Source organism: Citrobacter cronae (assembly GCF_016893685.1).
Lineage (GTDB): Bacteria > Pseudomonadota > Gammaproteobacteria > Enterobacterales > Enterobacteriaceae > Citrobacter > Citrobacter werkmanii.
In genome coordinates, this window is the sequence record NZ_CP069763.1 from 2454658 (window position 1) to 2479578 (window position 24921).

The window sequence follows — 24921 nt, forward strand, 5'->3', positions numbered from 1 at the left end:
AATTGTTGTTGAGAATAACTCRCTAAGYGGTGATMRGGCCCGMGAAGCGGCRAAACRGGCTGCTGAATCCCTGAAAAATCAGGTCAGGGAAAAGCTGGGTGAAGGCGGAACTGTCCTGCGCTGATTACGTTCGCAGGTGAATACTTGCCGTACCTGTCAGCCTACTGTGCCGAGGGAAAGCGGTTTTTTGCGTAGTAACTCGTGGTTTTACGGGGCATCTGGTGAAACACCTGAATATGCCTGGGCAACGGCGGGTTCTGGCATAAAATTTGTGTCAGCGATAATCAGCTTCTTGTAAGTTGTCATGTATTAAGCGGAATAAAGGTGTTTGTGCCCCTTTGCTACTACACTATTTAACCTATGGCTATCACACCGTACTTAATAAAACTGTCGTCATTTAAAAATGGCATATTTATTAAATGCGAAGCGGCTCCAGAAAATAGTGTTGATATATGTAATGTGTAACAGCCAATAAAACAGATCGCGAACTATGAAATAAGAATGCTATCATTCACATCAGACGCGGCAGACAACTGCTGGCACACGCATTCACCCCGGAGCACCTCATGAATAACGACATTCCGCTAAAATATTATGATATCGCCGACGAGTACGCGACCGAAGCCGCAAAGCCGGTAAACGATGCCGAACGCGATGCGCTGGCGCACTACTTCCAGCAACTGATCACCCGTTTAATGAACAACGAAGAGATTAGCGAAGAAGCGCAGCAGGAGATGGCAACCGTGGCCGGTGTCGACGCGCAGCGTATCGACGATATCGCGGAGTTCCTCAATCGCTGGGGTAACGAGTAGCCAAAGACGTGGTCTGTGTTTTACACTGCGCGCAAATTCAGTAGATATACTCTGCGAGTATTAGATTTAATCAGGTGGAAACAGCAATGAACGGAACAATCACAACGTGGTTTAAAGATAAAGGCTTTGGATTTATCAAAGATGAAAATGGCGATAACCGCTATTTTCATGTGATTAAGGTTGCTAATCCTGAGCTAATCAAGAAAGACGCGGCGGTAACCTTTGAACCGACCACCAACAACAAAGGTCTGTCTGCCTATGCGGTGAAAGTCATACCAGACAGCAAATACATCTATATCGCGGGCGAGCGTCTGAAGCTCACGGCGATCAAGTCGTACCTGGTATACAGTGAAGAAGTTCCTGTCGAAACCCGTATTGATAAAGAAAACGCGGTGCTGTCTGTCGGCGTACTGATGAACAGCATCCGGCCGAAATCAGAGGTGAAGCCAGGCGAAATGCGTAAGCTGAAAAAACTGGCTATCACCACTTTCCAGGGCACGACGCTGATCTTCTCCGAAGATGAAATCGACATCGATGCGACAGTAAAATTGCTTAAGGTCTGAAGCTCTTCAGACTGATAAGTGCCGCAACTCTGTTATTCATTGCCCCATGCGGATAGTGTTGCTCTGAGCGCTGAGGATGCAAGAAACCGCTCGCCCAGAGCAGAACACTTTATGTAATTGCTGAAGCCGCCGCTGGCTTCGCGTCCTTATTATTACTGTGGTCCAATTAGTTAGGATAAAAACAAAAGAACCAGCAGGGAGTCTGGTAATAACCTATTCATAATGTTAATTATTAATTAAATAAAAGTAGCAGCTCATGAAGTTTTGATATTTTCATTTCTCATAGACGAGAATTTACACATCATGATATAATATGGTGGAGAAAACTCGCGGTTTATTAATCTGCGCGTAATGTAAATAAATTTTCGGGGAGTGTATTCCAGTGGGACGTAAATGGGCCAATATTGTTGGTAAAAAAACGGCTAAAGACGGTGCAACGTCTAAAGTATATTCAAAATTCGGTGTGGAAATCTATGCTGCCGCTAAACAAGGTGATCCAGACCCAGAATTAAACACAGCTTTAAAATTCGTTATTGAACGTGCGAAACAAGCCCAGGTTCCCAAGCACGTTATTGATAAAGCTATTGATAAAGCCAAAGGTGGCAGCGACGAAACGTTCATGCAAGGGCGTTATGAAGGTTTTGGCCCAAGCGGTTCCATGATTATCGCTGAAACCCTGACATCAAACGTTAACCGCACGATTGCTAATATTCGCTCAATCTTCAATAAAAAAGGCGGGAATATCGGGGCGGCAGGTTCTGTCAGCTACATGTTTGACAATACTGGTGTAATCGTATTTAAAGGCACTGACCCTGACCATGTTTTTGAAATTTTGCTTGAAGCTGAAGTTGATGTTCGTGATGTCACCGAAGACGAAGGAAATATCATTATTTATACTGAGTCTACCGACCTTCACAAAGGCATTGCAGCGTTAAAAGCAGCGGGAATTACAGAGTTTTCAACAACAGAATTAGAAATGATTGCTCAATCAGAAATTGAACTGTCGCCAGAAGATTTAGAAATCTTTGCAGGGCTTGTTGATGCTCTTGAAGATGACGACGATGTTCAAAAAGTATATCATAACGTTGCAAATCTCTAATTCTAAATTAAAGAAATCTGTCATTGTGGCAGATTTTTTTAACGATTAGATTTGTTATAAAAAGTATATCTGGCCTGACAGTACGGCAGAAAATAAAATTAAATATCTGCTGGCTCAATTCTGGCTCTGTCTCGCCAGCCACTGACCGACGATAGGCCATAATTTATCCGCACTCCGCGTTCGAAAAAAGCCCATGTGTCCAACTGAAGAAAGACCATAATCTGCGTGCCGAATTTCGCGATGTTCGATTTTTGCGTTTTGCACTGGCTCCATCAGGGATGCAATGGCTTCAGGGTTAGCCCACGGGTCGTCATCAAAACCCATCACCAGTAAAGGCAAGGTTATCTCACTTGCCCGTTGGCGTGCATCCCAGTCGGGATCGTCGTAGAAATAACCCGGCATTGCGCTCCAGCGTCCCCACTGAAGCATCACTGGAGCTGGCAAATCTTCGCCCAGCCCAAGGCGCCTGGCAGGCATATACCCGAAGATACGGCAAAGAACCGGGGCCAGAACACGCAGCAGGCACCAGACCCGCACTTTCTCTGCCGTTTGTTTTATTGTGCTCGTTACCCCGGCATGGGAGGCCACAATGACGGCCGCGTGCAGGGCGGAAGTGGCCGTGGAAAGCAGAACCGCATGCCCGCCGACACTGTGTCCTACCGCCAGCAGGTTAAGTCCGGGAAAACGCGTTTTAGCCCAGGCAGTAATGCAGCCCACGTCCTGCTCGATCCAGTCTGACATTGAGATGCTGTAGCTACGGAGCTTCCCGGATTTCGAGCGGCCCGTTCCCCGATAATCGTAAGTGACGACACTGAATCCCTGGTTAAAAAGGTACTCTGCGAACCCCTTATAAAACGCCTGTACAACCGCCGTGGCTGGATGAAGAATAACGATCGCTTTGGCATCGCTTCTTTCCCAAATCGTGGCGGACAGAAATCCGCCTTCATTTACGGGTATTATTATTGAATTCATTCATTGAGCCTTATCTGTGTGGTCATACCAGTTGGTTCTGAATTCAATGTAGCTTTAACTAGCGAATCTGGCGATTTTTTTGTTCTGTATCCCGGTCTCGTTAAAGGAGACCGGGAATGCGGAAGGTTATTTAAGCTTTGGATAATCCGCCAACAAATGTGATCTACTTCACCTCCCGGTAACCAAAATCTCTTGTGACTCCACGCCGTCCTCTATCTGTTTCGCCACTTTTTGTAAGGCCGGAAGATGCTTTTCCGCTGCCTGCTCGATGGTCATGGCGCTGGCCATATACACCAGGTTCAGGCAACCAATAACCCGCTGTTCGCTGCGGATGGGAACGGCGATGGAGGCGATTTTTTCTTCCTGATCCCACCCGCGATAGTTCTGTCCAAAGCCGTCTTTACGTGCGCGGGCCAGAATAGCGTCGAGCTTTAGCGGTTCGCGGGCTAACTGGAACTCTTCTCCTGGTCTTGAGGCCAGCATTTCAATCAGTTGCTGACGTTCATTCTCCGGGCAAAATGCCAGCCAGGTCAGGCCGGATGCGGTTTTTAATAGCGGTAAACGACGTCCGACCATTGCCCGGTGAAACGACAGGCGGCTGAAGCGGTGGGTGGTTTCACGCACTACCATCGCGTCAACGTCCAGCGTGGACACGTCGGTCGGCCAGATGACTTCGCGCAGCAAATCCCCCAACAGCGGGGCGGCGAGCGCAGAAATCCACTGCTCGTCACGAAATCCCTCACTGAGCTGACGGACTTTTATGGTTAAGCGAAAGCTGTCATCGGACAGGCTGCGCCGGACGTAACCCTCATCCTGCAACGTTTCCAGCAGACGTCTGACCGTGGTGCGGTGCAGGCCGCTCAGCTCTGCCAGCAGGCCAACGCTGGCCCCGCCGTCAAGCCGATTTAACATATTTAATAACATTAACCCGCGCGTTAACCCGCGCACGGTTTTGTATTCGGTACCGTCGTCACTTTTCATATTCATTGACAAATATATAGGTAAAACAACGTTGTGCACTTAGTGCACATCCAGGCATGTTTTGATTGTAGCGCAAAAACTCACTTCTATACTGACCGCACAATAAAAATTATTCACATATTTTTAACAAAACAAATTGCGCCTCACCAGGGCCTGCAATTGCGTTTTGTCCGAGTAGTGAGGTTCTGAAATGACAACTATAAATCCTGATATCCAACCCGCAGTGCAGCACACCGCGCAGGTAGCGATTGCTGGAGCCGGCCCGGTAGGGCTGATGATGGCGAACTATCTTGGCCAGATGGGCATTGAGGTGCTGGTGGTAGAGAAGCTCGACACGCTGATCGACTATCCCCGCGCCATCGGTATTGACGATGAAGCGCTGCGCACCATGCAGTCCGTTGGTCTGGTCGAGAACGTTTTGCCACATACCACGCCGTGGCACGCGATGCGCTTTCTTACCCCGAAAGGCCGCTGCTTTGCCGATATCCAGCCGATGACCGACGAATTTGGCTGGTCGCGCCGCAATGCGTTCATTCAGCCGCAGGTGGATGCGGTGATGCTGGAAGGGCTGTCGCGTTTCCCCAACGTGCGTTGCCTGTTTTCTCGCGAACTGGAAGCCTTCAGCCAGCAAAATGGTGAAGTGACGCTGAACCTGAAAGCGCCGGACGGCCAGCGGGAAACGGTGAAGGCCCAGTGGCTGGTGGCCTGCGACGGTGGCGCCAGCAACGTCAGGCGCTCGCTGAATGTGCCATTTGAAGGTAAAACCGCGCCGAATCAGTGGATTGTAGTGGATATCGCCAACGATCCGCTGAGTACGCCGCATGTGTACCTGTGCTGCGATCCGGTGCGCCCGTATGTTTCTGCCGCGCTGCCGCATGCGGTGCGCCGCTTTGAATTTATGGTGATGCCGGGGGAAACCGAAGCCCAGCTTAGCGAGCCGCAGAATATGCGCCAACTCTTGAGCAAAGTGCTGCCGAACCCGGATAACGTCGAGCTGATCCGCCAGCGCGTGTACACCCATAACGCCCGGCTGGCCGAACGCTTTCGTATTGACCGTGTGCTGCTGGCGGGCGACGCGGCGCACATTATGCCGGTCTGGCAGGGGCAGGGGTACAACAGCGGTATGCGCGATGCCTTCAATCTGGCGTGGAAACTGGCGCTGGTGATTAATGGCAAAGCCGGTGATGCGCTGCTGGATACCTACCAGCAGGAGCGCCGCGATCATGCCAAAGCGATGATCGATTTGTCGGTTACCGCAGGCAACGTGCTGGCGCCGCCAAAACGCTGGCACGGCGCGGTGCGCGACGGAGTTTCCTGGCTGTTGAACTACATTCCGCCGGTCAAACGTTACTTCCTTGAAATGCGATTTAAGCCGATGCCGCAGTACCACATCGGGGCGTTGGTGCGTGAAGGTGACGCGAAAACCTCGCCAGTCGGCAAGATGTTTATCCAGCCGAAGGTCACGCTGGAAACCGGCGAAGTGACGTTGCTCGATAACGTCATTGGCCCGAATTTCGCGGTGATTGGCTGGGGCTGTAATCCGCTATGGGGCATGAGTGAAGCGCAGATCCAGCAGTGGCAGGCGCTGGGGACGCGGTTTATCCAGGTGGTGCCGGATACGCAGATACATATCGATCAGGATAACCATGACGGCGTTACCCGCATTGGCGATACGCAAAACCGTCTGCGCGCGTGGTTTGCCCAACACAATGCCGCGCTGGTGGTGATGCGCCCGGACCGCTTTGTCGCCGCCATCGCTATTCCGCAAACCCTGGGCAACACCCTGAATAAACTGGCGTCGGTGATGACGCTCACCCGCGTAAATACCGATCTTCCTGTTGAAAAGGTAGCCTGATATGCACGCTTATCTTCACTGTCTTTCCCACTCGCCGCTGGTGGGCTATGTCGACCCGGCGCAGGCCGTGCTCGATGAAGTTAACGGCGTGATCGCCAGCGCCCGCGCACGTATTGCGGCGTTCGATCCTGAGCTGGTGGTGCTGTTTGCCCCCGATCACTACAACGGTTTTTTCTACGATGTGATGCCGCCGTTTTGTTTAGGCGTAGGAGCCACCGCAATCGGCGATTTCGGCAGCGCGGCCGGGGAACTGCCGGTGCCCACCGATCTCGCTGAGGCCTGCGCCCATGCGGTGATGAAAAGCGGTATCGATCTTGCCGTTTCCTACAACATGCAGGTCGATCACGGCTTTGCGCAGCCGCTGGAGTTTTTGCTCGGCGGTCTGGATAAGGTCCCGGTGTTACCGGTGTTTATTAACGGCGTTGCCACGCCGCTGCCGGGCTTTCAGCGTACCCGCATGCTCGGTGAAGCCATTGGTCGTTTCGCCAGTTCGCTGAATAAACGCGTGTTGTTTTTAGGTTCCGGCGGCCTGTCGCATCAGCCACCGGTGCCGGAGCTGGCGAAGGCCGATGCCCATATGCGCGACCGCCTGCTCGGCAGCGGCAAACAGTTACCCGAAAACGAGCGTGAATTGCGCCAGCAGCGAGTGATCAGTGCCGCCGAGAAATTTGTGCAAGACCAGCACACGTTGCACCCGCTTAACCCCGTCTGGGATAACCGCTTTATGACCCTGCTTGAGCAGGGGCGTTTGCAGGAGCTGGACGCGGTCAGCAATGAAGAGCTATCCGCGATGGCGGGCAAATCAACGCACGAAGTGAAAACCTGGGTTGCCGCCTTCGCCGCCATTTCTGCCTTTGGCAACTGGCGCAGCGAAGGTCGTTATTATCGCCCGATCCCGGAGTGGATCGCCGGATTCGGCTCCCTGAGCGCCACCACACAGAACTGAAACAGAACTGAATATGCAGGAGAAGATCATGACTTACCAACCGCAAACCGAAGCCGCCACCAGCCGTTTTCTGGAGGTGCAGGAAGCAGGCGAAACCTTACGCGTGCATTTCAATGACTGTGGGCAGGGCGAAGAGACCGTGGTGCTACTGCACGGCTCAGGTCCTGGCGCGACGGGCTGGGCGAACTTCAGCCGCAACATCGATCCGCTGGTTGAGGCCGGATACCGGGTGATCCTGCTGGATTGTCCTGGCTGGGGGAAAAGCGATGGGATCGTTAACCGCGGGTCACGATCCGATCTCAACGCTCGCATTCTGAAAAGCGTGGTCGATCAACTGGATATTCAGAAAATTCACTTGCTGGGCAACTCAATGGGTGGCCACAGTGCAGTGGCGTTTACTTTGAGCTGGCCGGAGCGCGTGGGCAAGCTGGTGCTGATGGGCGGTGGAACGGGCGGCATGAGCCTGTTTACCCCAATGCCGACCGAAGGCATCAAGCGTCTGAATCAGCTATATCGTGAGCCGACCATCGAAAATCTGAAGCTGATGATGGAGATTTTTGTCTTCGACACCAGTGACCTGACTGAAGCGCTGTTTGAGGCGCGCCTGAATAACATGCTGTCGCGCCGCGATCACTTGGACAACTTTGTCCAGAGTCTGGAAGCCAACCCGAAACAGTTCCCTGACTTCAGCCCGCGTCTGGGTGAAATCAAGGCCCAGACCCTGATTGTCTGGGGCCGCAACGACCGGTTCGTGCCGATGGACGCCGGTCTGCGCCTGCTCTCCGGGATTGCCGGTTCTGAACTGCACATCTACCGCGACTGCGGGCACTGGGCGCAGTGGGAACATGCGGATGCCTTTAACCAACTGGTGCTGAACTTCCTCGCACGCCCTTAAGGAACGGACATGACGAATCTTAATCTTGAGCAGTTAGCCGCCGATTTACGCCTGGCAGAGGAAAAAGGAGAAGCTATCGCCCCGCTGCGTGAACTGATTGGCGTGGACAATGCCGAAGCGGCCTATGCCATTCAGCGCATCAACGTGCAGGACAACGTGGCGCGCGGGCGGCGCGTGGTTGGGCGCAAAGTGGGGCTGACGCACCCGAAAGTGCAACAGCAATTGGGGGTCGATCAGCCGGATTTCGGCACGCTGTTTGCCGACATGTGCTACGGCGATAACGACACCATTCCGTTTTCACGTGTACTGCAACCGCGTATTGAAGCGGAAATTGCGCTGGTGCTGAACCGCGATCTACCCAATGCCGACACCACTTTTGATGAGCTATATAACGCCATCGAGTGGGTGCTGCCCGCGCTCGAAGTGGTCGGCAGTCGTATCCGCGACTGGTCAATAAAGTTTGTTGATACCGTGGCGGATAATGCCTCCTGCGGTGTGTATGTGGTCGGCGGGCCGGCGCAGCGTCCGGCCGGGTTAGATCTGAAAAATTGCGCAATGAAAATGACGCGCAATAACGAAGAGGTCTCCAGTGGGCGCGGCAGCGAATGTCTGGGGCATCCGATCAACGCCGCCGTCTGGCTGGCGCGCAAAATGGCCAGCCTCGGCGAGCCTCTGCGTGCGGGGGACATCATTCTCACCGGGGCGTTAGGCCCGATGGTGGCGGTGAATGCGGGCGATCGTTTTGAAGCCCATATCGACGGTATTGGTTCAGTTGCCGCCACTTTTTCAGCGGCGGTTACAAAAGGAAGTCAGTCATGAGTAAGCGTAAAGTCGCCATTATCGGCTCCGGCAACATCGGCACCGATTTGATGATTAAAATTCTGCGCCACGGCGTGCATCTGGAGATGGCGGTGATGGTCGGTATTGACCCGCAATCCGATGGTCTGGCGCGCGCCAGACGTATGGGTGTTGCCACCACCCATGAAGGGGTGACAGGGCTTATCGCCATGCCGGAATTTGCCGATATCGACATCGTGTTTGATGCCACCAGCGCGGGCGCACATGTGAAGAACGACGCCGCGCTGCGCGCCATTAAACCGGGGATCCGCCTGATCGACCTGACGCCCGCGGCGATCGGTCCATACTGCGTGCCGGTGGTGAATCTGGAGGCTAACGTTGATCAGCAGAACGTCAATATGGTGACTTGCGGCGGGCAGGCGACCATCCCGATGGTGGCGGCTGTCTCTCGCGTGGCAAAAGTCCATTACGCCGAAATTATTGCCTCTATCGCCAGTAAATCTGCGGGACCGGGCACTCGCGCCAATATTGATGAGTTCACCGAAACCACCTCAAAGGCGATTGAAGTGGTCGGCGGCACCGAAAAAGGTAAAGCCATCATTGTGCTCAACCCGGCCGAACCGCCGCTGATGATGCGTGACACGGTGTATGTGCTAAGCGAAGCGGCCTCCGAGATTGAAGTTGAAGCGTCTATCAACGAGATGGCGGCGGCGGTACAGGCCTATGTGCCGGGTTATCGCCTGAAACAGCGCGTACAGTTTGAAGTTATCCCGCAGGATAAACCGGTGAATCTGCCGGGTATCGGCCAGTTTTCCGGGCTCAAAACCGCGGTATATCTGGAAGTGGAAGGCGCGGCGCACTATTTACCTGCCTATGCGGGCAACCTCGATATAATGACCTCCAGCGCGCTGGCGACCGCTGAGAAGATGGCGCAGTCACTCACCCGTCAGTCAGGAGAAGCAGCATGAACGGTAAAAAACTCTATATCTCTGACGTGACCCTGCGTGACGGTATGCACGCCATTCGTCACCAGTATTCGCTGGAAAACGTGCGCCAGATTGCGAAAGCGCTGGACGATGCGCGGGTCGATTCTATTGAAGTGGCGCATGGCGACGGTTTACAAGGTTCCAGCTTTAACTACGGCTTTGGCGCGCACAGCGATCTCGAGTGGATTGAAGCGGCGGCAGACGTGGTGCAGCACGCTAAGATCGCCACGCTGTTACTGCCGGGGATCGGTACTATTCACGACCTGAAAAATGCATATCAGGCCGGGGCGCGGGTGGTTCGCGTGGCGACCCACTGCACCGAAGCGGACGTGTCGGCCCAGCATATTCAGTATGCGCGCGAGCTGGGTATGGATACCGTCGGCTTTCTGATGATGAGCCACATGACCACGCCGGAAAATCTGGCGCAGCAGGCGAAGCTGATGGAAAGCTACGGCGCGACTTGTATCTACGTGGTCGATTCCGGCGGGGCGATGAACATGAGTGATATTCGCGCCCGCTTCCGCGCCCTGAAAGCGGTACTGAAGCCGGAGACGGAAACCGGAATGCATGCGCACCACAACCTCAGTCTCGGTGTGGCGAACTCGATTGCTGCGGTGGAAGAGGGCTGCGATCGTATCGACGCCAGCCTGGCGGGGATGGGCGCAGGCGCGGGCAATGCGCCGCTGGAAGTGTTTATCGCTGCAGCGGATAAGCTCGGCTGGCAGCATGGCACCGATCTGTATGCGCTGATGGATGCTGCCGACGATCTGGTGCGTCCGCTGCAGGACCGCCCGGTGCGGGTGGATCGCGAAACGCTGGCGCTGGGCTATGCCGGGGTGTACTCCAGCTTCCTGCGTCATTGTGAAGTGGCGGCGGCGCGTTATGGCCTGAGCGCGGTTGATATTCTGGTTGAACTGGGCAAGCGCCGAATGGTGGGTGGCCAGGAAGATATGATCGTCGACGTGGCGCTGGATCTGCGCCACAGCAAATAAAAATGATTACGCGGCTGGCAACGTATCAGCCGCGATTCACCTGCATCGTGACCTCAGAGGTACATCTTATGACTACCCGTACCCCCGCATCCTGGCGCCTGACGTTGACCGTCGGGCTGTGTTTTTTAGTCGCCCTGATGGAAGGGCTGGATCTCCAGGCCGCCGGGATCGCTGCCGTCGGTATCGCTCAGGCGTTTGCGCTGGATAAAATGCAGATGGGCTGGATCTTCAGCGCCGGTATTCTCGGGCTGCTGCCCGGCGCGTTGGTGGGCGGTATGCTGGCCGATCGCTATGGCCGCAAGCGCATTCTCATTGCCTCCGTGGCGCTGTTCGGCCTGTTCTCGCTGGCGACGGCGATTTCCTGGGATTTCTCGTCGCTGGTATTTGCCCGTCTGATGACCGGCGTCGGGCTGGGCGCGGCATTGCCGAATCTGATCGCGCTGACCTCCGAAGCGGCGGGGCCACGTTTTCGCGGCACGGCGGTGAGCCTGATGTACTGCGGCGTGCCGATTGGCGCGGCGTTAGCGGCGGCGCTTGGGTTTAGCGGTCTCGCCTCCGCCTGGCAAACGGTGTTCTGGGTTGGCGGGGTGATCCCGCTGCTGCTGGTTCCGCTGTTGATGCGCTGGTTGCCGGAATCGCAGGTTTATACCCAACAAACGCAGGTAGCTGCCGCGCCGTTGCGCGCCCTGTTTGCGCCAGCAGCAGCGAGCGCTACGCTGCTGCTGTGGCTGTGCTATTTCTTCACCCTGCTGGTGGTGTATATGCTGATCAACTGGCTGCCGATGCTGCTGGTGGAGCAGGGATTTCAACCCTCGCAGGCGGCAGGCGTGATGTTTGCTCTGCAAATCGGCGCAGCCAGCGGGACGTTAATTCTCGGGGCGTTGATGGACAAACTGCGTCCGGTGGTGATGTCGCTGCTGATCTACACCGGGATGTTGGCTTCGCTGCTGGCGCTGGGGACGGTGTCGACATTCAGCGGCATGCTGATGGCGGGATTTGTGGCGGGGATGTTTGCCACTGGTGGGCAAAGCGTGTTGTATGCGCTGGCGCCGTTATTTTACAACACGCAGATTCGCGCCACAGGTGTGGGCACCGCCGTCGCTGTCGGACGTTTGGGCGCGATGAGCGGCCCGCTGCTGGCCGGGAAAATGTTAGCGCTGGGCACTGGAACGGTGGGCGTGATGGCGGCGTCTGCGCCGGGGATTTTGCTGGCGGGCCTGGCGGTATTTATTCTGATGAGCCGTAAATCGCAGATGTCGATCCCGGCTAACGGTGCTTAAGCGACCGTCTGGTGCAGAGTTGACGCATCGCCATAATTGCGGGTGAGCGCGGAGCCTTGCGGGTATGGCTGTGATAGTGTGAGGGCTTATTTCCATCAAAACAGGAGCCAGAACATGTCGCAGAATAATCCGTTAAGCGCCATCCTCGACAAACAGGATTTCCTGTTACTGGATGGTGCGATGGCGACGGAGCTGGAAGCGCGCGGTTGTGATTTAGCAGACAGCCTCTGGTCAGCCAAAGTGCTGGTCGAAAATCCGCAGCTTATCCGCGAAGTGCATCTTGATTATTTCCGGGCGGGGGCGCAATGCGCGATCACCGCCAGCTATCAGGCCACGCCGGCAGGTTTTGCCGCGCGCGGCCTGAATGAAGCGCAGTCGAAAGCGCTGATTGGCAAAAGCGTGGAGCTGGCGCGTAAAGCGCGTGAAGCCTGGCTGGCTGAGAACCCGCAGGCGGGTACGCTGCTGGTGGCAGGCTCCGTTGGGCCTTATGGCGCGTATCTGGCGGATGGATCAGAGTATCGTGGCGATTACCAACGTAGCGCTGAGGAATTTCAGGCGTTTCACCGTCCGCGCGTGGAAGCGTTGCTGGATGCCGGGGCCGATCTGCTGGCCTGTGAAACCCTGCCGAATTTTACCGAGATTGGCGCGCTGGCTGAGCTGTTGACCGCGTATCCGCGTGCCAGGGCGTGGTTCTCGTTTACTCTGCGCGACAGCGAGCACCTGAGCGACGGTACGCCGCTGCGTGACGTGGTGTCGTTGCTGGCGGGTTATCCGCAGGTGGTGGCGTTAGGCATCAACTGTATTGCGCTGGAAAAGACCACCGCCGCATTGCAGCATCTGCACGGCTTAACGGCGCTGCCGCTGGTGGTGTATCCAAACTCAGGCGAGCATTATGATGCGGCAAGCAAAACCTGGCATCATCACAGTGAGCATTGTGCGCAGTTGGCGGATTATTTGCCGCAGTGGCAGGCCGCTGGCGCACGGTTGATCGGCGGGTGTTGTCGCACCACGCCGAAGGATATTGCCGCGCTAAAAGGGTGAAGCTGAGAATTTATCAGGCCTACATCGTTCACTGTAGGCCTGATAAGCGCAGCGCATCAGGCATTGCCGGATGGCGGCATAAGCGCCTTATCCGACCTAGAAAGCAACAAAACCTTATGCCGCATCTGCCAGCACAAACATGCCGTACGGGTGGATTTCGAGGTAATACTGCTCGCCGACGTCTGGCTGCAGGCGCGTGGCGTTGACCTGTAACAAGATCTCCTGTCCATGCCACTCCACCGTGACTTCATACTGAGGGCCCATATAGGCGACGTGGCGGATCGCGCAGCGCTGGCTCTCCTCGCCGCGATCGCTGAGCGTGATCGCTTCCGGGCGCACGCCGACCATCCCTTCTCCGTGATCGTTAAAGTGCGGCGGTCGCGGCAAACGATAGCCGTAGATATCAACGTATCCTGCGCTAAAGGTGGCCGGAAACAGGTTGGCATCGCCCATAAAGCTCGCCATAAAACGTGAGGCCGGCTGACGATAGAGATCCTGCGGCGAACCGATCTGCATGATGTGTCCTTTATTCATCACCAGTACGGTATCGGAAACCGCAAAGGCTTCGCTCTGATCGTGGGTAACGTACAGCGAGGTGATATCAAACTGCTTTTGAAGCTCGCGGATCTTGTCGCGCATACTGCGACGCAGGTTGGCGTCCAGGTTGCTCAGCGGCTCATCAAACAGCAGCACCTTTGGTTTGAGGATCAACGCGCGGGCCAGTGCCACGCGCTGCTGCTGACCGCCGGAGATCTGATCGACATAGCGCTCTTCGAACCCCTCCAGATCGACCATCGCCAGCGCTTCTTTCACCCGCGTCTTCACTTCGCTGCGCGACACGCCAAGCATCTTCAGGCCATAGCCGACGTTCTCTCCCAGCGACATGTGCGGAAACAGAGCATACGACTGAAACACCATGCAGATATCGCGTTGCTGAATGGAACGATGGGTGACGTCTTCGCCATCAATAAAAATCTGGCCTTCACTCGGTTTCTCCAGCCCGGCGACAAGGCGCAAAATGGTGGTTTTGCCACAGCCGGAGGGGCCGAGCAGCGTCACCATTTGCCCCTGCGGAATGGTGAGGTTGATGTTGTCGATAACCGTGTTGCTGCCAAATCGTTTAGTGACGTTGCGCAGTTCAACGAAATTTTTCTGAGTCATAGTGCGCTCCATTACGCCTGGTTTTTAGCTTTTGAACGGGAGGTACGTGATTCGCCGATCAGCCAGTCAAAGATGAAAATAATCGCCAGCATCACCACGATCAGAATCGAACCGTAGGCAATCGCCACCCCGTACTCGCCGTCTTCTACGCGGTTGAGGATGTAGGCCGTCGCCACGCGGGTATCCGGCGTCACAAGGAACACAATGGCGCTGACGGTGGTAATGGCGCGCACAAAGCTGTAGATCAGCGCCGAGAGGATCGCCGGGCGCAGCAGCGGCAGCAGGATATGCGTAATGGTCCGCAGGGAACCAGCACGCAGGCTAAGCGAGGCTTCATCCAGCGATTTATCGATTTGGCCTAAGCCCGCGATGCCCGCCCGAATTCCGACCGGCACGTTACGCATCACCATTGAGATAATCACGATGGCGGCGGTGCCGGTGAGGTACACCGGGGCGCTGTTAAAGGCCAGAATGTACGACACGCCCGCTACGGTGCCAGGAACGGCAAAGCACAGCATGGTGGTGAACTCGATGGTTTTTTTACCTTTAAACTGCTGGCGCACCACAATCCACGCGATCAGCAGACCAAAGATTGCGGTGATCGGCGCGGCAATCCCGGCGTAGAGCAGAGTGTCGAGCAGTGAAGGCCACGCGCCGTCGCTCATCCCCTGACCGAACAGTTTGGTAAAGTTCGCCAGCGTCAGGGTGTAGTCCACGCCCCAGTTAACGGTGAAACTGCCGTAGAAAATGCTGCCGTAGAGCAGGGCGTTAAAGGCAATCCACACCGCCAGCAGCGCAACCACGCTCCACACCAGCGTCACTGGCAGCGGCTGGACGTCGCCCCGGTAGGATTTACCGGAGACCGTCACGTAGGAGCGCTTGCCGATCCACATGTACTGCACACAGAATACCAGCAGCGAGAACAGCAGCAGGAACGCGCCCAGCGTACTGGCGGCCTGATAATCGAGCTGCGAGCCGGTGATGTAGAAGTAAATTTGCGTTGCCAGCACGTCGAAGTTACCGCCGAGCACCAGCGGGTTACTGAAGTCGGCCAGCGACTGTACCACCACAATTAAAAAGGCGTTCGCCAGCGCCGGTTTCAGTAGCGGGACAAACACGCCGTTAAAGGTCTGCCAGCGGCTGGCACGCAGGGTGTATGACGCTTCTTCCAGCGACGGATGAATGGTCTTGATGGCCCCGTCGAGGATCATAAACGCCATCGGCGTAAAGGCCAGCACCTGCGCCAGCCAGATGCCGGTAAAACCGTACAGCCAGTTGGTGTTGGTTAAGCCGAACCAGTCGACCATAAATTCGGTGATGTAACCAGAGCGACCCATCATCAGCGTAACGCCTAAACCGACGACAAACGGCGGGGTAACGATCGGCAGAATCGAGAAGATACGTCCGATGATGGCGCTACGTCTGGCGATACGGGTCGTGTAGATAGCCAGCACCAGGCCAAAGAAGGTACAGCCGACGCCGACGGCAATCGACAGCATAATCGAGTTGAGGATCACCTGAATGATATGCGCCTGCGACAGCACATTCATAAACGCCAGTGGCGCAAATTCCCCGGCGTCGTTGGTGAACATCGGAATGAAAATAGCGATGCTCGGCCAGACGATAAAAATACCGATCAGCGCGACAATCGCGGTCAGCGAGCCGATGACAAAACTGTCGCCGCCCAGCCATTCCAGACGGGTAAGCGCCAGGGTCATAATTGCGCCCAGCGCCACAAACAGCACGATGGTGGCATAGCCTAAGCCGCGACCTTCAAGCGTGGCGCTGGCGACGATAAAGGCCATGCAGAAGAATGCCCAGCCTGCGTCAAGATAATGGCGGCCGCGCTGTTCGCGTCTGGCTTCATGGAACGGGCGTACCAGCAGCAGGCTCGGTAGCAGATACCATAACCAACTGATATTGAATTGTGACCAGCCGTAGGCGGCGAGAATTTCTTCGCCCGTCGACTCCAGCAGACCGTAGTCCAGGCTCCAGCTTGGCAGCAGGGCAAACGCCAGCCAGCCGAGCAAAACCCAAAGAAATATCGCATCCCGTTTTTTCACGGGATGGAGTGCAAGTGTGTGTGACATAGCGGTTCCGGTATTTCAGGCCGGGCGGGCGCTTACGCCGCACCCGGCAAATGAACGCAACGTGGGCTTATTTACCCATCTTCACTTCGCTAACCCACTTATTGATCAGGGCTTTACGTACGTCGGTCGAGCCGTACTTATCCATGTCGTAGTTGATAAGCTTCAGGTCGTCGAGCTTCAGCGAGTTCGGCGAGGTCTCGGCGGTGGTGTTGGTCAGGATCTGATAGGATTTACCTTTCTTCCATGCCAACTCCTGGGCGTCTTTCGACAGCACCCAATCAACGAACAGTTTGGCGTTGTCGAGGTTACGCGCGCCTTTCAGGATGCTGACGCCGCCAATTTCATAGCCGGTGCCTTCGCACGGGGAGATCAGCTCCAGCGGGGCGCCCTGTTCTTTTTCCAGCGAGTAGTCGTGCAGGAAGCCAATGCCGATCGCCGTTTCGCCACGGGCGGCATTACGCGCCGGAGCAATGCCGGATTTGGTGTACTGGGAGACGTTGGCGTTGAGCTGTTTCAGGTAATCAAAAGCCTGATCCTCACCCCAAAGCTGAGCGAAGGTCGCCAGCGCGGTGTAGGCGGTGCCTGAACTCTGTGGGTCAGCAATCTGGATTTCCCCTTTGTATTCTGGTTTGGTCAGATCCTTCCAGCATTTCGGTACCGGCAGGTTTTTCTCTTTCAGGCGTTGAGTATTAACGCCAAAGCCCAGAATACCGACATACACCGCCGAGGAGAGGTTACCCTTTACTTTTGCCGGATCGCGGAACTTCTCCATGATCTGCGCGAGGTTAGGTGATTTGTACGGCTGCAGCAGGCCCATTTCGCCGGCCTGGGATTGTGGATCCAGCGTACCGCCGTACCACACATCCGCCTGCGGGTTTTTCTTCTCGGCATCGACCTTCGCCAGCGTGCTGCCGGAGCCGTTACGAATAAATGAGGTTTTCACATCATATTTGTCGCCGAAGGCTTTGGTTTCGGTTTCGCACATCTCGTTGGTGGCGCTGCAATACACCACCAGACGTCCTTGAGCTTGTGCCGCACTGCTGAAGGCCGCCAGCGTCAGAGCGGAGGCAATCAGGGTAGAGGTAAGCGTCAGTTTCATTGTTTTATCCTTTGACTGAGAGAAGGGGTAATGCCCGCAATGAGCAATGGCATCAGCAATAAACCCATAAAAACAGCGGCAACCGAGAGCAAACTGAACATTCCCGACCAGCCGTAGTGTTCTATGACCAGCGACAGCGGCCAACCCGCCAGCGCGGCCCCCAGATAGGCGAACAGCCCGAGAAAACCGGTGATTGAACCTGCCGCCGCTTTGTGTCCGCATTCGACAGCAGCCAGACCAATCAACATCTGCGGGCCAAACACAAAAAAGCCCACGGTAAAGAAACAGACTGCCAGCAGCGCATAGTGGTGCACCGGGGCCAGCCACAGGGCGGCGACGGAGACCATCAGCCCCAGCGTGAACAGCAATATCATCGGCGCGCGCTGACCGCTGAACAGCAGATCCGAGCCCCATCCGGCAAATAGCGCGCCGAGCAAGCCGCCGACTTCAAACAACATCACCGTGGCATTGGCGCTGAGTAGATTCACGCCGTGGCTTTCCGTCAGCCAGATGTTGCCCCAGTCGTTGAGCGCAATGCGGATCAAATAGACCAGTACATACGACACGCCAAGCAGCCAGATCATCGGATTTTTCAGCATGGTGGTGCGTAACATTTGCCACAGCCCCATCGGCGGGCTCTGCTGCTCCTGACGTAGCTCCAGCGGATCGTGCCGCCACTCTCCAACCGTCGGTAATCCCTCTTCCTGGGGCGTGCCTTTCAGTTGCAGGGTGAGCCAGATACCTAACGCCATGCTGATTATCCCTGGTGCCAGCATCGCTGCCTGCCAGCCCCACCAGAGGGCGGCAAAGGCGCTAATCAGCGGGATGATGGCCCCGCCGATGTTGATCGACATATTCCAGCACCCCCACCAGAAGCCGCGTTCGTTGCGCGAGTACCAGTGGGTCAGCAGGCGGGCGCAGGGCGGCCAGCCCCAGCCCTGGAAAAATCCGTTCAACGTCCAGACCGCCAGCAGCAGCGTCAGCGATTCACCAAAGGCGAACACCACGTTCAAAACACCAGTGGCGAACAGGCCTATTCCCATGAATGCGCGCTGCCCATGGCTGTCGTGCCACAATCCGGCGGCGAATTTCGACAGGCCGTAGGTCAGATAAAACAGCGATCCCAGCAGACCGATATCGCCTTTATCCAGCCCCAGATCCGTTTGCAGCGCCGGGAGTACATAGTTGACGCTTTTGCGCGTCAGATAAAACGCGGCGTAGCCAATCACCATGCACATCAGCAATTGTGGACGTAGCGTCCGGTATTGTTGGTCTGTTTCGCGTGCGTGCATGGCGGTCTCCGTTTGTGCTGACTATAGGAAAGTGAAGGCAAAAGGGGATGAGAGAAAGTCCGCAGTGACTAAGACTTTTTCCTGGTTAGCGGCTGGTTTGTTGCAAATTTGTGGGCAGGTTAACAATTACCCGCGTGCCGTGGTTCGATTCCAGCGTGAGTTCGCCACCGAGGGCGCTTACCCGCTCACGCATCCCCTGGATACCGAAACCGGGGATTTTTTCCGGGAGGATACCCACGCCGTTGTCATCGACTTCCAGTGACAGGCGGTGTTCCCGCTGGCGTAGCGTAATCGATACCTCGCTGGCATCGGCATGCTTACAGATGTTATTGAGCAGTTCCTGCATCAGGCGATACAGCGTGAAGCGCACCGTTTCATTTTCTGGCGTATTTTCCAGATGGTAATTAAATCGGCAGCGGATGCCCCGCTCGGCAAAGGCAAATTCATTCACCAGATGATACAGCGCATCTTTGAAAGACAGTTCATCAAGCGCGGGCGGGCGCAACTGGCGCAGAAGCTGGCGGGTGGAGTGGTGAATGCGCCGGGCAAGATCGTTGATCTGATTCGCCGCCTCAAGCGTTTGCTCGCGACCCGGCGCGCGTTTGACCAGTTGCGTCTGAATCTGGATGGCGGTGATGTTCTGGCCTATTTCGTCATGCAGTTCACGCGCTAAACTTTTTCGCGTGTCTTCCTCGGTACGAATCAGCTGTTCGGTCAGCGCACGGCGTGCCGCCAGTTCGGCTTCCAGACGCTGGCGATAATGGTGCAAGTTTTGCGCCAGATGCTGCTGGCGGCTGATGGCGATGCCAAGACCAATACCCAGCAACGCCTGCGTCGCGAGAAAAATCTCCAGTTCAAGAAGATTACTGAACCCCACGCCTATCTGCCGGGCGATGGTGATCATCATGCTGCCGAGCAATCCGGACAACACGCCGCCCTGCCAGCCAAATTTCCATGCCATCACCACGTTTGGTAAAAACACCACGATCAGCAGCAGGCGCTCGATATCCGGCGACAGTACCATCTGCGTGCCAATGCCAATAATAAAAAACAGGCTGCACCAGATGATAAGCGAGGTGCGCAGCGGGGGATTGGTGGTATCCAACCCGAGCAAATGATAACGGTGCTGCTGGCGCAGAAATTCATAGATCAGATAGACAAACGGCGTCAGCAGCACGCCGCCGGTAAACGACGCCAGGCCAATTAACGTTGCCGGGCTTGCGATAAACGGTGACAGCAGGGCGGTATTAAGCAATGAGGTAATTGTTACCGCGGCCAGCAGCAGCGTTAAGCGCTGCCAGTACAGGGGGAAGCGGTGCCAGTATGACTGACCGATGCTTGCCGGAAGAAGGCTAATTAATGGGGCTACCAGCAAAATATAGCCATTCAATAATTGCTCGCTGTGCAGCCAGAACAGCATCAGTACAGGCGGCAGCACCAGCGCGGGCCAGTAGCGGCGAGAAAGCAGAATCAACAGCGCAAGATAGACCCCGTGTGGCAGGAATAATGCCGCCTGCTGACCGTTGTGGGTCAGGTAAAACCCCAGCGTCCACAGCATCAACCAGCCCGATCCCCAGGCCAGCAGAATAAACAGGGAGATTACCCAATGACGAAGGTTACGCGACATTAATGCCCCGTCAGTAGCTGGTGGTCGAGGGCAAAATGCACCAGCTCGATAGTGCTGTGGCATTGCAGTTTGCCCAGCACGTTCGCGCGATGGACATGAACCGTTTTGTGGCTGAGATCGAGCTTAAAGGCAATTTCTTTCACGCTGTCGCCTTTGACCAATAGATCAAACACTTCGCGCTCGCGCGGGGTCAGTACCTCCAGAACCTGCGCGGGCTGCTCGCCGCCGCGTAACGCCCGCAGCGCATCGGCGCACAGATAATGCCCGCCCATACCCACCGATCGTACCGCTTGCACCAGTTCTTCGGGTCCGCAGCGTTTGGTCAGATAGCCGCTGGCGCCAGCATCCAATGCACTTTGTACAAACGTCGGCGAGTCATAAATGCTGAGAATAATGGCGCGAAAACCGGGCTTCTGCGCCCGCAGTCGTTTAAGCAGGCTCAGGCCATTTTCATCCGGCATGGCGATGTCCATCACCGCGACGTTGACGTCATCATGCAGTAATGCAGGCCAGGCCTCCGCCGCGCTACTGAACTGACCGGTGACGTTGAGATCGTCTTCGAGACTGAGTAATTGCGCAAAGCCGGAACGCACCACCACATGGTCATCCACCAGCACAACATGAATCATGATATTGCTCTCTTGCCTGACAATAGCGTCTATGATGCCTGCCAGCGCAGCGCTGGCAATCATCCCGGCGCAGTTATGTAACGAATGTAACAAAATCGCAATAATTTACAGGCTGTGCAGCGAGAGTAGGCCTGATAAGCGTAGCGCATCAGGCATTGATTGCCGGATGGCGGCGCAAGCACCTTATCCGGCCTACGATTACATGCATTTTTGAGCTAACTATTGCCGCTTTTTTTCTAAAAACGCTTTGTTCTTAGCCAGAATTTTTAATTCCTTTATCAAAGTGGGCCGCAACGAAATACTGCCTCCTATAACAAGACAGGGGAGCAGACAATCATGGCTAATTCATCGCGTAACGCACTTCTTGCCGCACTGGCATTCATCGCATTTCAGGCGCAGGCGGTGAACGTCACCGTCGCGTATCAAACTTCCGCCGAACCCGCCAAAGTGGCGCAGGCGGATAACACCTTTGCTAAAGAGAGCGGAGCCACCGTTGACTGGCGCAAGTTTGACAGCGGCGCGAGTATTGTCCGCGCGTTGGCATCCGGCGACGTACAGATCGGTAACCTCGGCTCCAGCCCGCTGGCGGTAGCGGCCAGTCAGCAGGTGCCGATTGAGGTTTTCCTGCTGGCATCAAAGCTCGGCAATTCTGAAGCGCTGGTGGTGAAGAAAAACATCAGTAAACCGGAAGATTTGATTGGTAAGCGCATTGCCGTGCCGTTTATCTCCACCACCCACTACAGCCTGCTGGCAGCGCTGAAACATTGGGGGATTAAACCCGGCCAGGTAGAGATTGTGAACCTTCAGCCACCGGCGATTATTGCCGCCTGGCAGCGCGGAGATATTGACGGCGCGTACGTCTGGGCGCCCGCAGTCAATGCGCTGGAAAAAGACGGCAAGGTACTGACTGACTCGGAAAAAGTCGGTGAATGGGGGGCGCCAACGCTGGACGTGTGGGTGGTACGCAAAGATTTTGCCGAGAAATACCCTGAGGTAGTGAAAGCATTTGCGAAAAGCGCCATCGATGCGCAGCAGCCCTATATCGCCAACCCGGATGCCTGGCTCAAACAACCGGAGAATATCAGCAAGCTGGCGCGCTTAAGCGGTGTGCCAGAGGCGGATGTGCCGGGGCTGGTGAAAGGTAACACCTATCTGACTCCGCAGCAGCAAACCGCCGAGCTTACCGGACCGGTAAATAAAGCGATTATCGACACCGCGCAGTTCCTTAAAGAGCAGGGCAAAGTGCCCGCCGTAGCGACGGATTATAGCCAGTACGTGACCGATCGTTTCGTGCAATAAAGGGGACGCTGATGCTGCAAATCTCTCATCTTAATGCCAGTTACGGCGGCAAACCGGTGCTTGAGGATATCAACCTGACGCTCGATAGCGGTGAACTGCTGGTGGTGCTGGGACCTTCCGGTTGTGGGAAAACCACATTGTTAAATCTGATTGCCGGATTTGTACCGTATCAACACGGCAGCATTATGCTGGCGGGCAGTAAGGTCGAAGGACCTGGCGCAGAACGTGGAGTGGTGTTTCAGAATGAAGGTCTGTTGCCCTGGCGCAACGTGCAGGACAACGTCACCTTCGGTCTGCAACTGACGGGCATGGAGAAGCCGCAGCGTCAGCGTATTGCTCAGGAAATGTTGCAGAAAGTGGGGCTGGAGGGCGCGGAAAAACGCTTTATCTGGCAGCTTTCCGGTGGGCAGCGTCAGCGCGTCGGCATTGCCCGGGCGCTGGCGGCCAACCCGCAGTTGTTGCTGCTGGATGAGCCGTTTGGCGCGCTCGACGCCTTTACCCGCGAGCAGATGCAAACCCTGCTGCTGAAACTTTGGCATGAAACGGGGAAACAGGTGCTGTTGATTACCCATGATATCGAAGAAGCGGTGTTTATGGCCACAGAACTGGTATTGCTGTCGCCAGGTCCTGGCCGGGTGCTGGAACGACTGCCGCTTAATTTCGCCCGGCGTTTTGTGGCCGGAGAGGCGAGTCGCAGCATTAAGTCCGATCCGCAGTTTATCGCCATGCGCGAGTATGTGTTAAGTCGCGTCTTTGAACAACGGGAGGCCTTCTCATGAGCGTGGTGATTAATGACAAACCTCGCCGCCCGCGGGCGCTGAACTGGCGCTGGCCATTCTCGCGCCAGATGACTTTAAGCCTCGGTACGCTGGCCGTCATTTTGGCGCTGTGGTGGACGGTGGCGGCGCTGCAGTTAATCAGCCCGTTGTTTCTGCCGCCGCCGGGCCAGGTTTTGCAAAAACTCATCAGTATTGCCGGGCCGCAGGGGTTTATGGATGCCACGCTGTGGCAGCATCTGGCGGCGAGTTTGACGCGTATTGTTATCGCGCTGCTGGCGGCGGTGCTGTTGGGGATTCCGGTCGGTATCGCCATGGGGCTGAGTCCGACGATTCGCGGCATTCTCGATCCAATCATTGAATTGTATCGTCCGGTTCCGCCATTGGCCTATTTGCCGCTGATGGTTATCTGGTTTGGTATTGGTGAAACCTCCAAGATCCTGCTGATTTACCTGGCGATTTTCGCCCCTGTGGCGATGTCGGCGCTGGCGGGCGTAAAAAGTGCGCAGCAGGTGAGAATCCGGGCCGCGCAGTCGCTGGGGGCCAGCCGTGCGCAGGTGCTGTGGTTTGTGATTTTACCAGGTGCCTTGCCGGAGATTTTGACCGGACTGCGCATTGGACTGGGCGTGGGGTGGTCGACCCTGGTGGCGGCGGAGCTGATTGCCGCGACGCGAGGTTTAGGATTCATGGTGCAATCAGCCGGTGAGTTTCTGGCAACGGATGTTGTGCTGGCGGGGATCGCGGTAATTGCCGTTATCGCGTTTATTTTAGAGCTGGGTCTGCGCGCGCTTCAGCGCCGTCTGACACCCTGGCATGGAGAAGTACAATGAGTGAACGTCTGAGCATTACCCCGCTGGGGCCATACATTGGCGCACAAATTACCGGCGCGGATTTAACGCGCCCATTAAGCGATAACCAGTTTGAACAGCTTTATCATGCTGTATTGCGCCATCAGGTGGTGTTCCTGCGCGAGCAGGTGATTACGCCACAGCAGCAGCGCGCGCTGGCGCTACGTTTTGGCGACCTGCATATTCACCCGGTCTATCCACATGCCGAAGGGGTGGACGAAATAATCGTGCTGGATACCCACAACGATAATCCGCCCGATAACGACAACTGGCACACTGATGTGACGTTTATCGACACGCCGCCCGCCGGTGCGATTCTGGCGGCGAAAGAGCTGCCATCGACAGGCGGAGACACCCTGTGGACCAGCGGGATTGCCGCTTATGATGCTCTTTCACAGCCGTTTCGCCAGTTGCTGAGCGGCCTGCGGGCAGAGCATGATTTTCGTAAATCATTTCAGGAATATAAATATCGCCAGACGCCAGAGGAGCATCAGCGCTGGCTGGAGGCGGTCGCCAAACATCCACCGTTATTGCATCCGGTGGTGCGTACCCATCCTGTGAGTGGCAAGCAAGCGCTGTTTGTGAATGAAGGGTTTACTACGCGAATTGTCGATGTGACGGAAAAAGAGAGCGAGGCGCTGCTGGGCTTTTTGTTCGCGCATATCACCAAACCGGAGTTCCAGGTGCGCTGGCGCTGGCAGCCTAACGATGTGGCGATTTGGGATAATCGCGTGACGCAGCACTATGCTAACGCGGATTATCTGCCGCAGCGGCGCATTATGCACCGGGCGACAATTCTTGGAGACAAGCCGTTTTATCGGGCCGGGTGAATAACCGCTGGCGCTTCGCTGACCGGACCTGGCGATAACAGGCCGGATAA

Annotated in this window: 23 protein-coding genes; 15 read left to right on the forward strand and 8 right to left on the reverse strand. The window is 55.8% G+C overall.

Annotated elements, in window-relative coordinates:
- The first annotated feature begins 566 nt into the window (after positions 1 to 566).
- The 3 genes from JSN25_RS10340 (at position 567) to JSN25_RS10350 (ending at position 2474) form a co-directional block, all read left to right on the forward strand.
- Positions 567 to 812, forward strand: coding sequence for a YmjA family protein (locus tag JSN25_RS10340; RefSeq protein ID WP_069323914.1), 246 nt, complete (start codon positions 567 to 569; stop codon positions 810 to 812).
- Between the two features lie 86 nt (positions 813 to 898).
- Entirely contained in the window at positions 899 to 1375 is a 477-nt protein-coding gene (locus JSN25_RS10345; protein WP_038638021.1) for a cold-shock protein, read from the forward strand.
- Between the two features lie 382 nt (positions 1376 to 1757).
- A complete protein-coding gene (locus JSN25_RS10350; protein WP_038638023.1) occupies positions 1758 to 2474 on the forward strand; it encodes a YebC/PmpR family DNA-binding transcriptional regulator in 717 nt (238 codons plus the stop codon).
- Between the two features lie 114 nt (positions 2475 to 2588).
- Here JSN25_RS10350 and JSN25_RS10355 read toward each other — a convergent pair whose 3' ends face one another.
- Positions 2589 to 3446, reverse strand: coding sequence for an alpha/beta hydrolase family protein (locus JSN25_RS10355; protein ID WP_069323915.1), 858 nt, complete (start codon positions 3444 to 3446; stop codon positions 2589 to 2591).
- Positions 3447 to 3614: 168 nt separating this feature from the next.
- A complete protein-coding gene (locus JSN25_RS10360; RefSeq protein ID WP_159121184.1) occupies positions 3615 to 4427 on the reverse strand; it encodes a DNA-binding transcriptional regulator in 813 nt (270 codons plus the stop codon).
- 190 nt (positions 4428 to 4617) lie between these two features.
- On the opposite strand from JSN25_RS10360, the gene JSN25_RS10365 reads away from it, so the two are divergent.
- From JSN25_RS10365 to mmuM, 8 genes are all read left to right on the forward strand, one after another.
- Complete coding sequence (locus JSN25_RS10365; protein ID WP_160955600.1) at positions 4618 to 6282, forward strand: bifunctional 3-(3-hydroxy-phenyl)propionate/3-hydroxycinnamic acid hydroxylase; 1665 nt, start codon at positions 4618 to 4620, stop codon at positions 6280 to 6282.
- Position 6283: 1 nt separating this feature from the next.
- On the forward strand, positions 6284 to 7228 hold the full coding sequence (gene mhpB, locus JSN25_RS10370) for a 2,3-dihydroxyphenylpropionate/2,3-dihydroxicinnamic acid 1,2-dioxygenase (RefSeq protein ID WP_038638031.1): 945 nt from the start codon (positions 6284 to 6286) through the stop codon (positions 7226 to 7228).
- 28 nt (positions 7229 to 7256) lie between these two features.
- The gene (mhpC, locus tag JSN25_RS10375) at positions 7257 to 8123 is read left to right on the forward strand and encodes a 2-hydroxy-6-oxonona-2,4-dienedioate hydrolase (RefSeq protein ID WP_069323918.1); all 867 of its coding nucleotides are present in this window, start codon (positions 7257 to 7259) and stop codon (positions 8121 to 8123) included.
- Positions 8124 to 8132: 9 nt separating this feature from the next.
- Positions 8133 to 8942, forward strand: a complete 810-nt coding sequence (gene mhpD / locus JSN25_RS10380; RefSeq protein WP_204525695.1) for a 2-keto-4-pentenoate hydratase — start codon at positions 8133 to 8135, stop codon at positions 8940 to 8942.
- A complete protein-coding gene (mhpF, locus tag JSN25_RS10385; protein ID WP_204525696.1) occupies positions 8939 to 9889 on the forward strand; it encodes an acetaldehyde dehydrogenase in 951 nt (316 codons plus the stop codon). Before mhpD ends, mhpF begins: the two co-directional genes overlap by 4 nt.
- A complete protein-coding gene (gene mhpE, locus JSN25_RS10390) occupies positions 9886 to 10899 on the forward strand; it encodes a 4-hydroxy-2-oxovalerate aldolase (RefSeq protein ID WP_160955597.1) in 1014 nt (337 codons plus the stop codon). The genes mhpF and mhpE overlap by 4 nt, the downstream gene beginning before the upstream one ends.
- Positions 10900 to 10967: 68 nt before the next feature.
- Positions 10968 to 12179, forward strand: coding sequence for a 3-(3-hydroxy-phenyl)propionate transporter MhpT (mhpT, locus tag JSN25_RS10395; RefSeq protein ID WP_038643046.1), 1212 nt, complete (start codon positions 10968 to 10970; stop codon positions 12177 to 12179).
- Positions 12180 to 12293: 114 nt separating this feature from the next.
- On the forward strand, positions 12294 to 13220 hold the full coding sequence (gene mmuM, locus JSN25_RS10400) for a homocysteine S-methyltransferase (protein ID WP_204525697.1): 927 nt from the start codon (positions 12294 to 12296) through the stop codon (positions 13218 to 13220).
- Positions 13221 to 13334: 114 nt separating this feature from the next.
- On the opposite strand, the gene fbpC is transcribed toward mmuM, so the two are convergent.
- The 6 genes from fbpC to JSN25_RS10430 all read right to left on the reverse strand — a co-directional run bounded on the left by fbpC (position 13335) and on the right by JSN25_RS10430 (position 21118).
- Complete coding sequence (fbpC, locus tag JSN25_RS10405) at positions 13335 to 14381, reverse strand: ferric ABC transporter ATP-binding protein (protein WP_159121077.1); 1047 nt, start codon at positions 14379 to 14381, stop codon at positions 13335 to 13337.
- Between the two features lie 11 nt (positions 14382 to 14392).
- The gene (locus tag JSN25_RS10410) at positions 14393 to 16471 is read right to left on the reverse strand and encodes an ABC transporter permease (RefSeq protein WP_204525698.1); all 2079 of its coding nucleotides are present in this window, start codon (positions 16469 to 16471) and stop codon (positions 14393 to 14395) included.
- A gap of 67 nt (positions 16472 to 16538) precedes the next feature.
- On the reverse strand, positions 16539 to 17570 hold the full coding sequence (locus JSN25_RS10415) for an ABC transporter substrate-binding protein (protein WP_069323924.1): 1032 nt from the start codon (positions 17568 to 17570) through the stop codon (positions 16539 to 16541).
- Complete coding sequence (uhpC, locus tag JSN25_RS10420; protein WP_038638059.1) at positions 17567 to 18862, reverse strand: MFS transporter family glucose-6-phosphate receptor UhpC; 1296 nt, start codon at positions 18860 to 18862, stop codon at positions 17567 to 17569. Before uhpC ends, JSN25_RS10415 begins: the two co-directional genes overlap by 4 nt.
- An 85-nt stretch (positions 18863 to 18947) precedes the next feature.
- The gene (locus JSN25_RS10425; RefSeq protein ID WP_069323925.1) at positions 18948 to 20489 is read right to left on the reverse strand and encodes an MASE1 domain-containing sensor histidine kinase; all 1542 of its coding nucleotides are present in this window, start codon (positions 20487 to 20489) and stop codon (positions 18948 to 18950) included.
- Positions 20489 to 21118 (reverse strand): response regulator transcription factor, encoded by a 630-nt coding sequence (locus JSN25_RS10430; protein WP_038638064.1) that lies wholly within the window; start codon positions 21116 to 21118, stop codon positions 20489 to 20491. The genes JSN25_RS10425 and JSN25_RS10430 overlap by 1 nt, the downstream gene beginning before the upstream one ends.
- Before the next feature lie 336 nt (positions 21119 to 21454).
- Between JSN25_RS10430 and tauA the strand changes: the two genes are divergently transcribed.
- Genes tauA through tauD form a run of 4 tightly spaced genes read left to right on the forward strand, consistent with a single transcriptional unit; the run spans position 21455 to position 24871 of the window.
- On the forward strand, positions 21455 to 22417 hold the full coding sequence (gene tauA / locus JSN25_RS10435) for a taurine ABC transporter substrate-binding protein (RefSeq protein WP_069323926.1): 963 nt from the start codon (positions 21455 to 21457) through the stop codon (positions 22415 to 22417).
- 11 nt (positions 22418 to 22428) lie between these two features.
- Entirely contained in the window at positions 22429 to 23196 is a 768-nt protein-coding gene (gene tauB, locus JSN25_RS10440) for a taurine ABC transporter ATP-binding subunit (protein ID WP_069323927.1), read from the forward strand.
- Positions 23193 to 24023 (forward strand): taurine ABC transporter permease TauC, encoded by an 831-nt coding sequence (gene tauC, locus JSN25_RS10445; protein ID WP_079225266.1) that lies wholly within the window; start codon positions 23193 to 23195, stop codon positions 24021 to 24023. The genes tauB and tauC overlap by 4 nt, the downstream gene beginning before the upstream one ends.
- Entirely contained in the window at positions 24020 to 24871 is an 852-nt protein-coding gene (gene tauD, locus JSN25_RS10450; protein WP_038638080.1) for a taurine dioxygenase, read from the forward strand. Before tauC ends, tauD begins: the two co-directional genes overlap by 4 nt.
- Positions 24872 to 24921 lie beyond the last annotated feature (50 nt).

Bases quoted from the DNA above. Each gene is read 5' to 3' on its own strand.
- fbpC (WP_159121077.1), bottom strand. From the start codon at position 14,381: ATGACTCAGAAAAATTTCGTTGAACTGCGCAACGTCACTAAACGATTT.
- JSN25_RS10425 (WP_069323925.1), bottom strand. From the start codon at position 20,489: ATGTCGCGTAACCTTCGTCATTGGGTAATCTCCCTGTTTATTCTGCTG.
- JSN25_RS10360 (WP_159121184.1), bottom strand. From the start codon at position 4,427: ATGAAAAGTGACGACGGTACCGAATACAAAACCGTGCGCGGGTTAACG.
- mhpE (WP_160955597.1), top strand. From the start codon at position 9,886: ATGAACGGTAAAAAACTCTATATCTCTGACGTGACCCTGCGTGACGGT.
- JSN25_RS10345 (WP_038638021.1), top strand. From the start codon at position 899: ATGAACGGAACAATCACAACGTGGTTTAAAGATAAAGGCTTTGGATTT.
- mhpF (WP_204525696.1), top strand. From the start codon at position 8,939: ATGAGTAAGCGTAAAGTCGCCATTATCGGCTCCGGCAACATCGGCACC.
- JSN25_RS10410 (WP_204525698.1), bottom strand. From the start codon at position 16,471: ATGTCACACACACTTGCACTCCATCCCGTGAAAAAACGGGATGCGATA.
- tauB (WP_069323927.1), top strand. From the start codon at position 22,429: ATGCTGCAAATCTCTCATCTTAATGCCAGTTACGGCGGCAAACCGGTG.
- mhpC (WP_069323918.1), top strand. From the start codon at position 7,257: ATGACTTACCAACCGCAAACCGAAGCCGCCACCAGCCGTTTTCTGGAG.
- JSN25_RS10365 (WP_160955600.1), top strand. From the start codon at position 4,618: ATGACAACTATAAATCCTGATATCCAACCCGCAGTGCAGCACACCGCG.
- JSN25_RS10430 (WP_038638064.1), bottom strand. From the start codon at position 21,118: ATGATTCATGTTGTGCTGGTGGATGACCATGTGGTGGTGCGTTCCGGC.
- JSN25_RS10415 (WP_069323924.1), bottom strand. From the start codon at position 17,570: ATGAAACTGACGCTTACCTCTACCCTGATTGCCTCCGCTCTGACGCTG.
- tauA (WP_069323926.1), top strand. From the start codon at position 21,455: ATGGCTAATTCATCGCGTAACGCACTTCTTGCCGCACTGGCATTCATC.
- JSN25_RS10340 (WP_069323914.1), top strand. From the start codon at position 567: ATGAATAACGACATTCCGCTAAAATATTATGATATCGCCGACGAGTAC.
- mhpB (WP_038638031.1), top strand. From the start codon at position 6,284: ATGCACGCTTATCTTCACTGTCTTTCCCACTCGCCGCTGGTGGGCTAT.
- mhpD (WP_204525695.1), top strand. From the start codon at position 8,133: ATGACGAATCTTAATCTTGAGCAGTTAGCCGCCGATTTACGCCTGGCA.
- tauD (WP_038638080.1), top strand. From the start codon at position 24,020: ATGAGTGAACGTCTGAGCATTACCCCGCTGGGGCCATACATTGGCGCA.
- mmuM (WP_204525697.1), top strand. From the start codon at position 12,294: ATGTCGCAGAATAATCCGTTAAGCGCCATCCTCGACAAACAGGATTTC.
- uhpC (WP_038638059.1), bottom strand. From the start codon at position 18,862: ATGCACGCACGCGAAACAGACCAACAATACCGGACGCTACGTCCACAA.
- JSN25_RS10355 (WP_069323915.1), bottom strand. From the start codon at position 3,446: ATGAATTCAATAATAATACCCGTAAATGAAGGCGGATTTCTGTCCGCC.
- mhpT (WP_038643046.1), top strand. From the start codon at position 10,968: ATGACTACCCGTACCCCCGCATCCTGGCGCCTGACGTTGACCGTCGGG.
- tauC (WP_079225266.1), top strand. From the start codon at position 23,193: ATGAGCGTGGTGATTAATGACAAACCTCGCCGCCCGCGGGCGCTGAAC.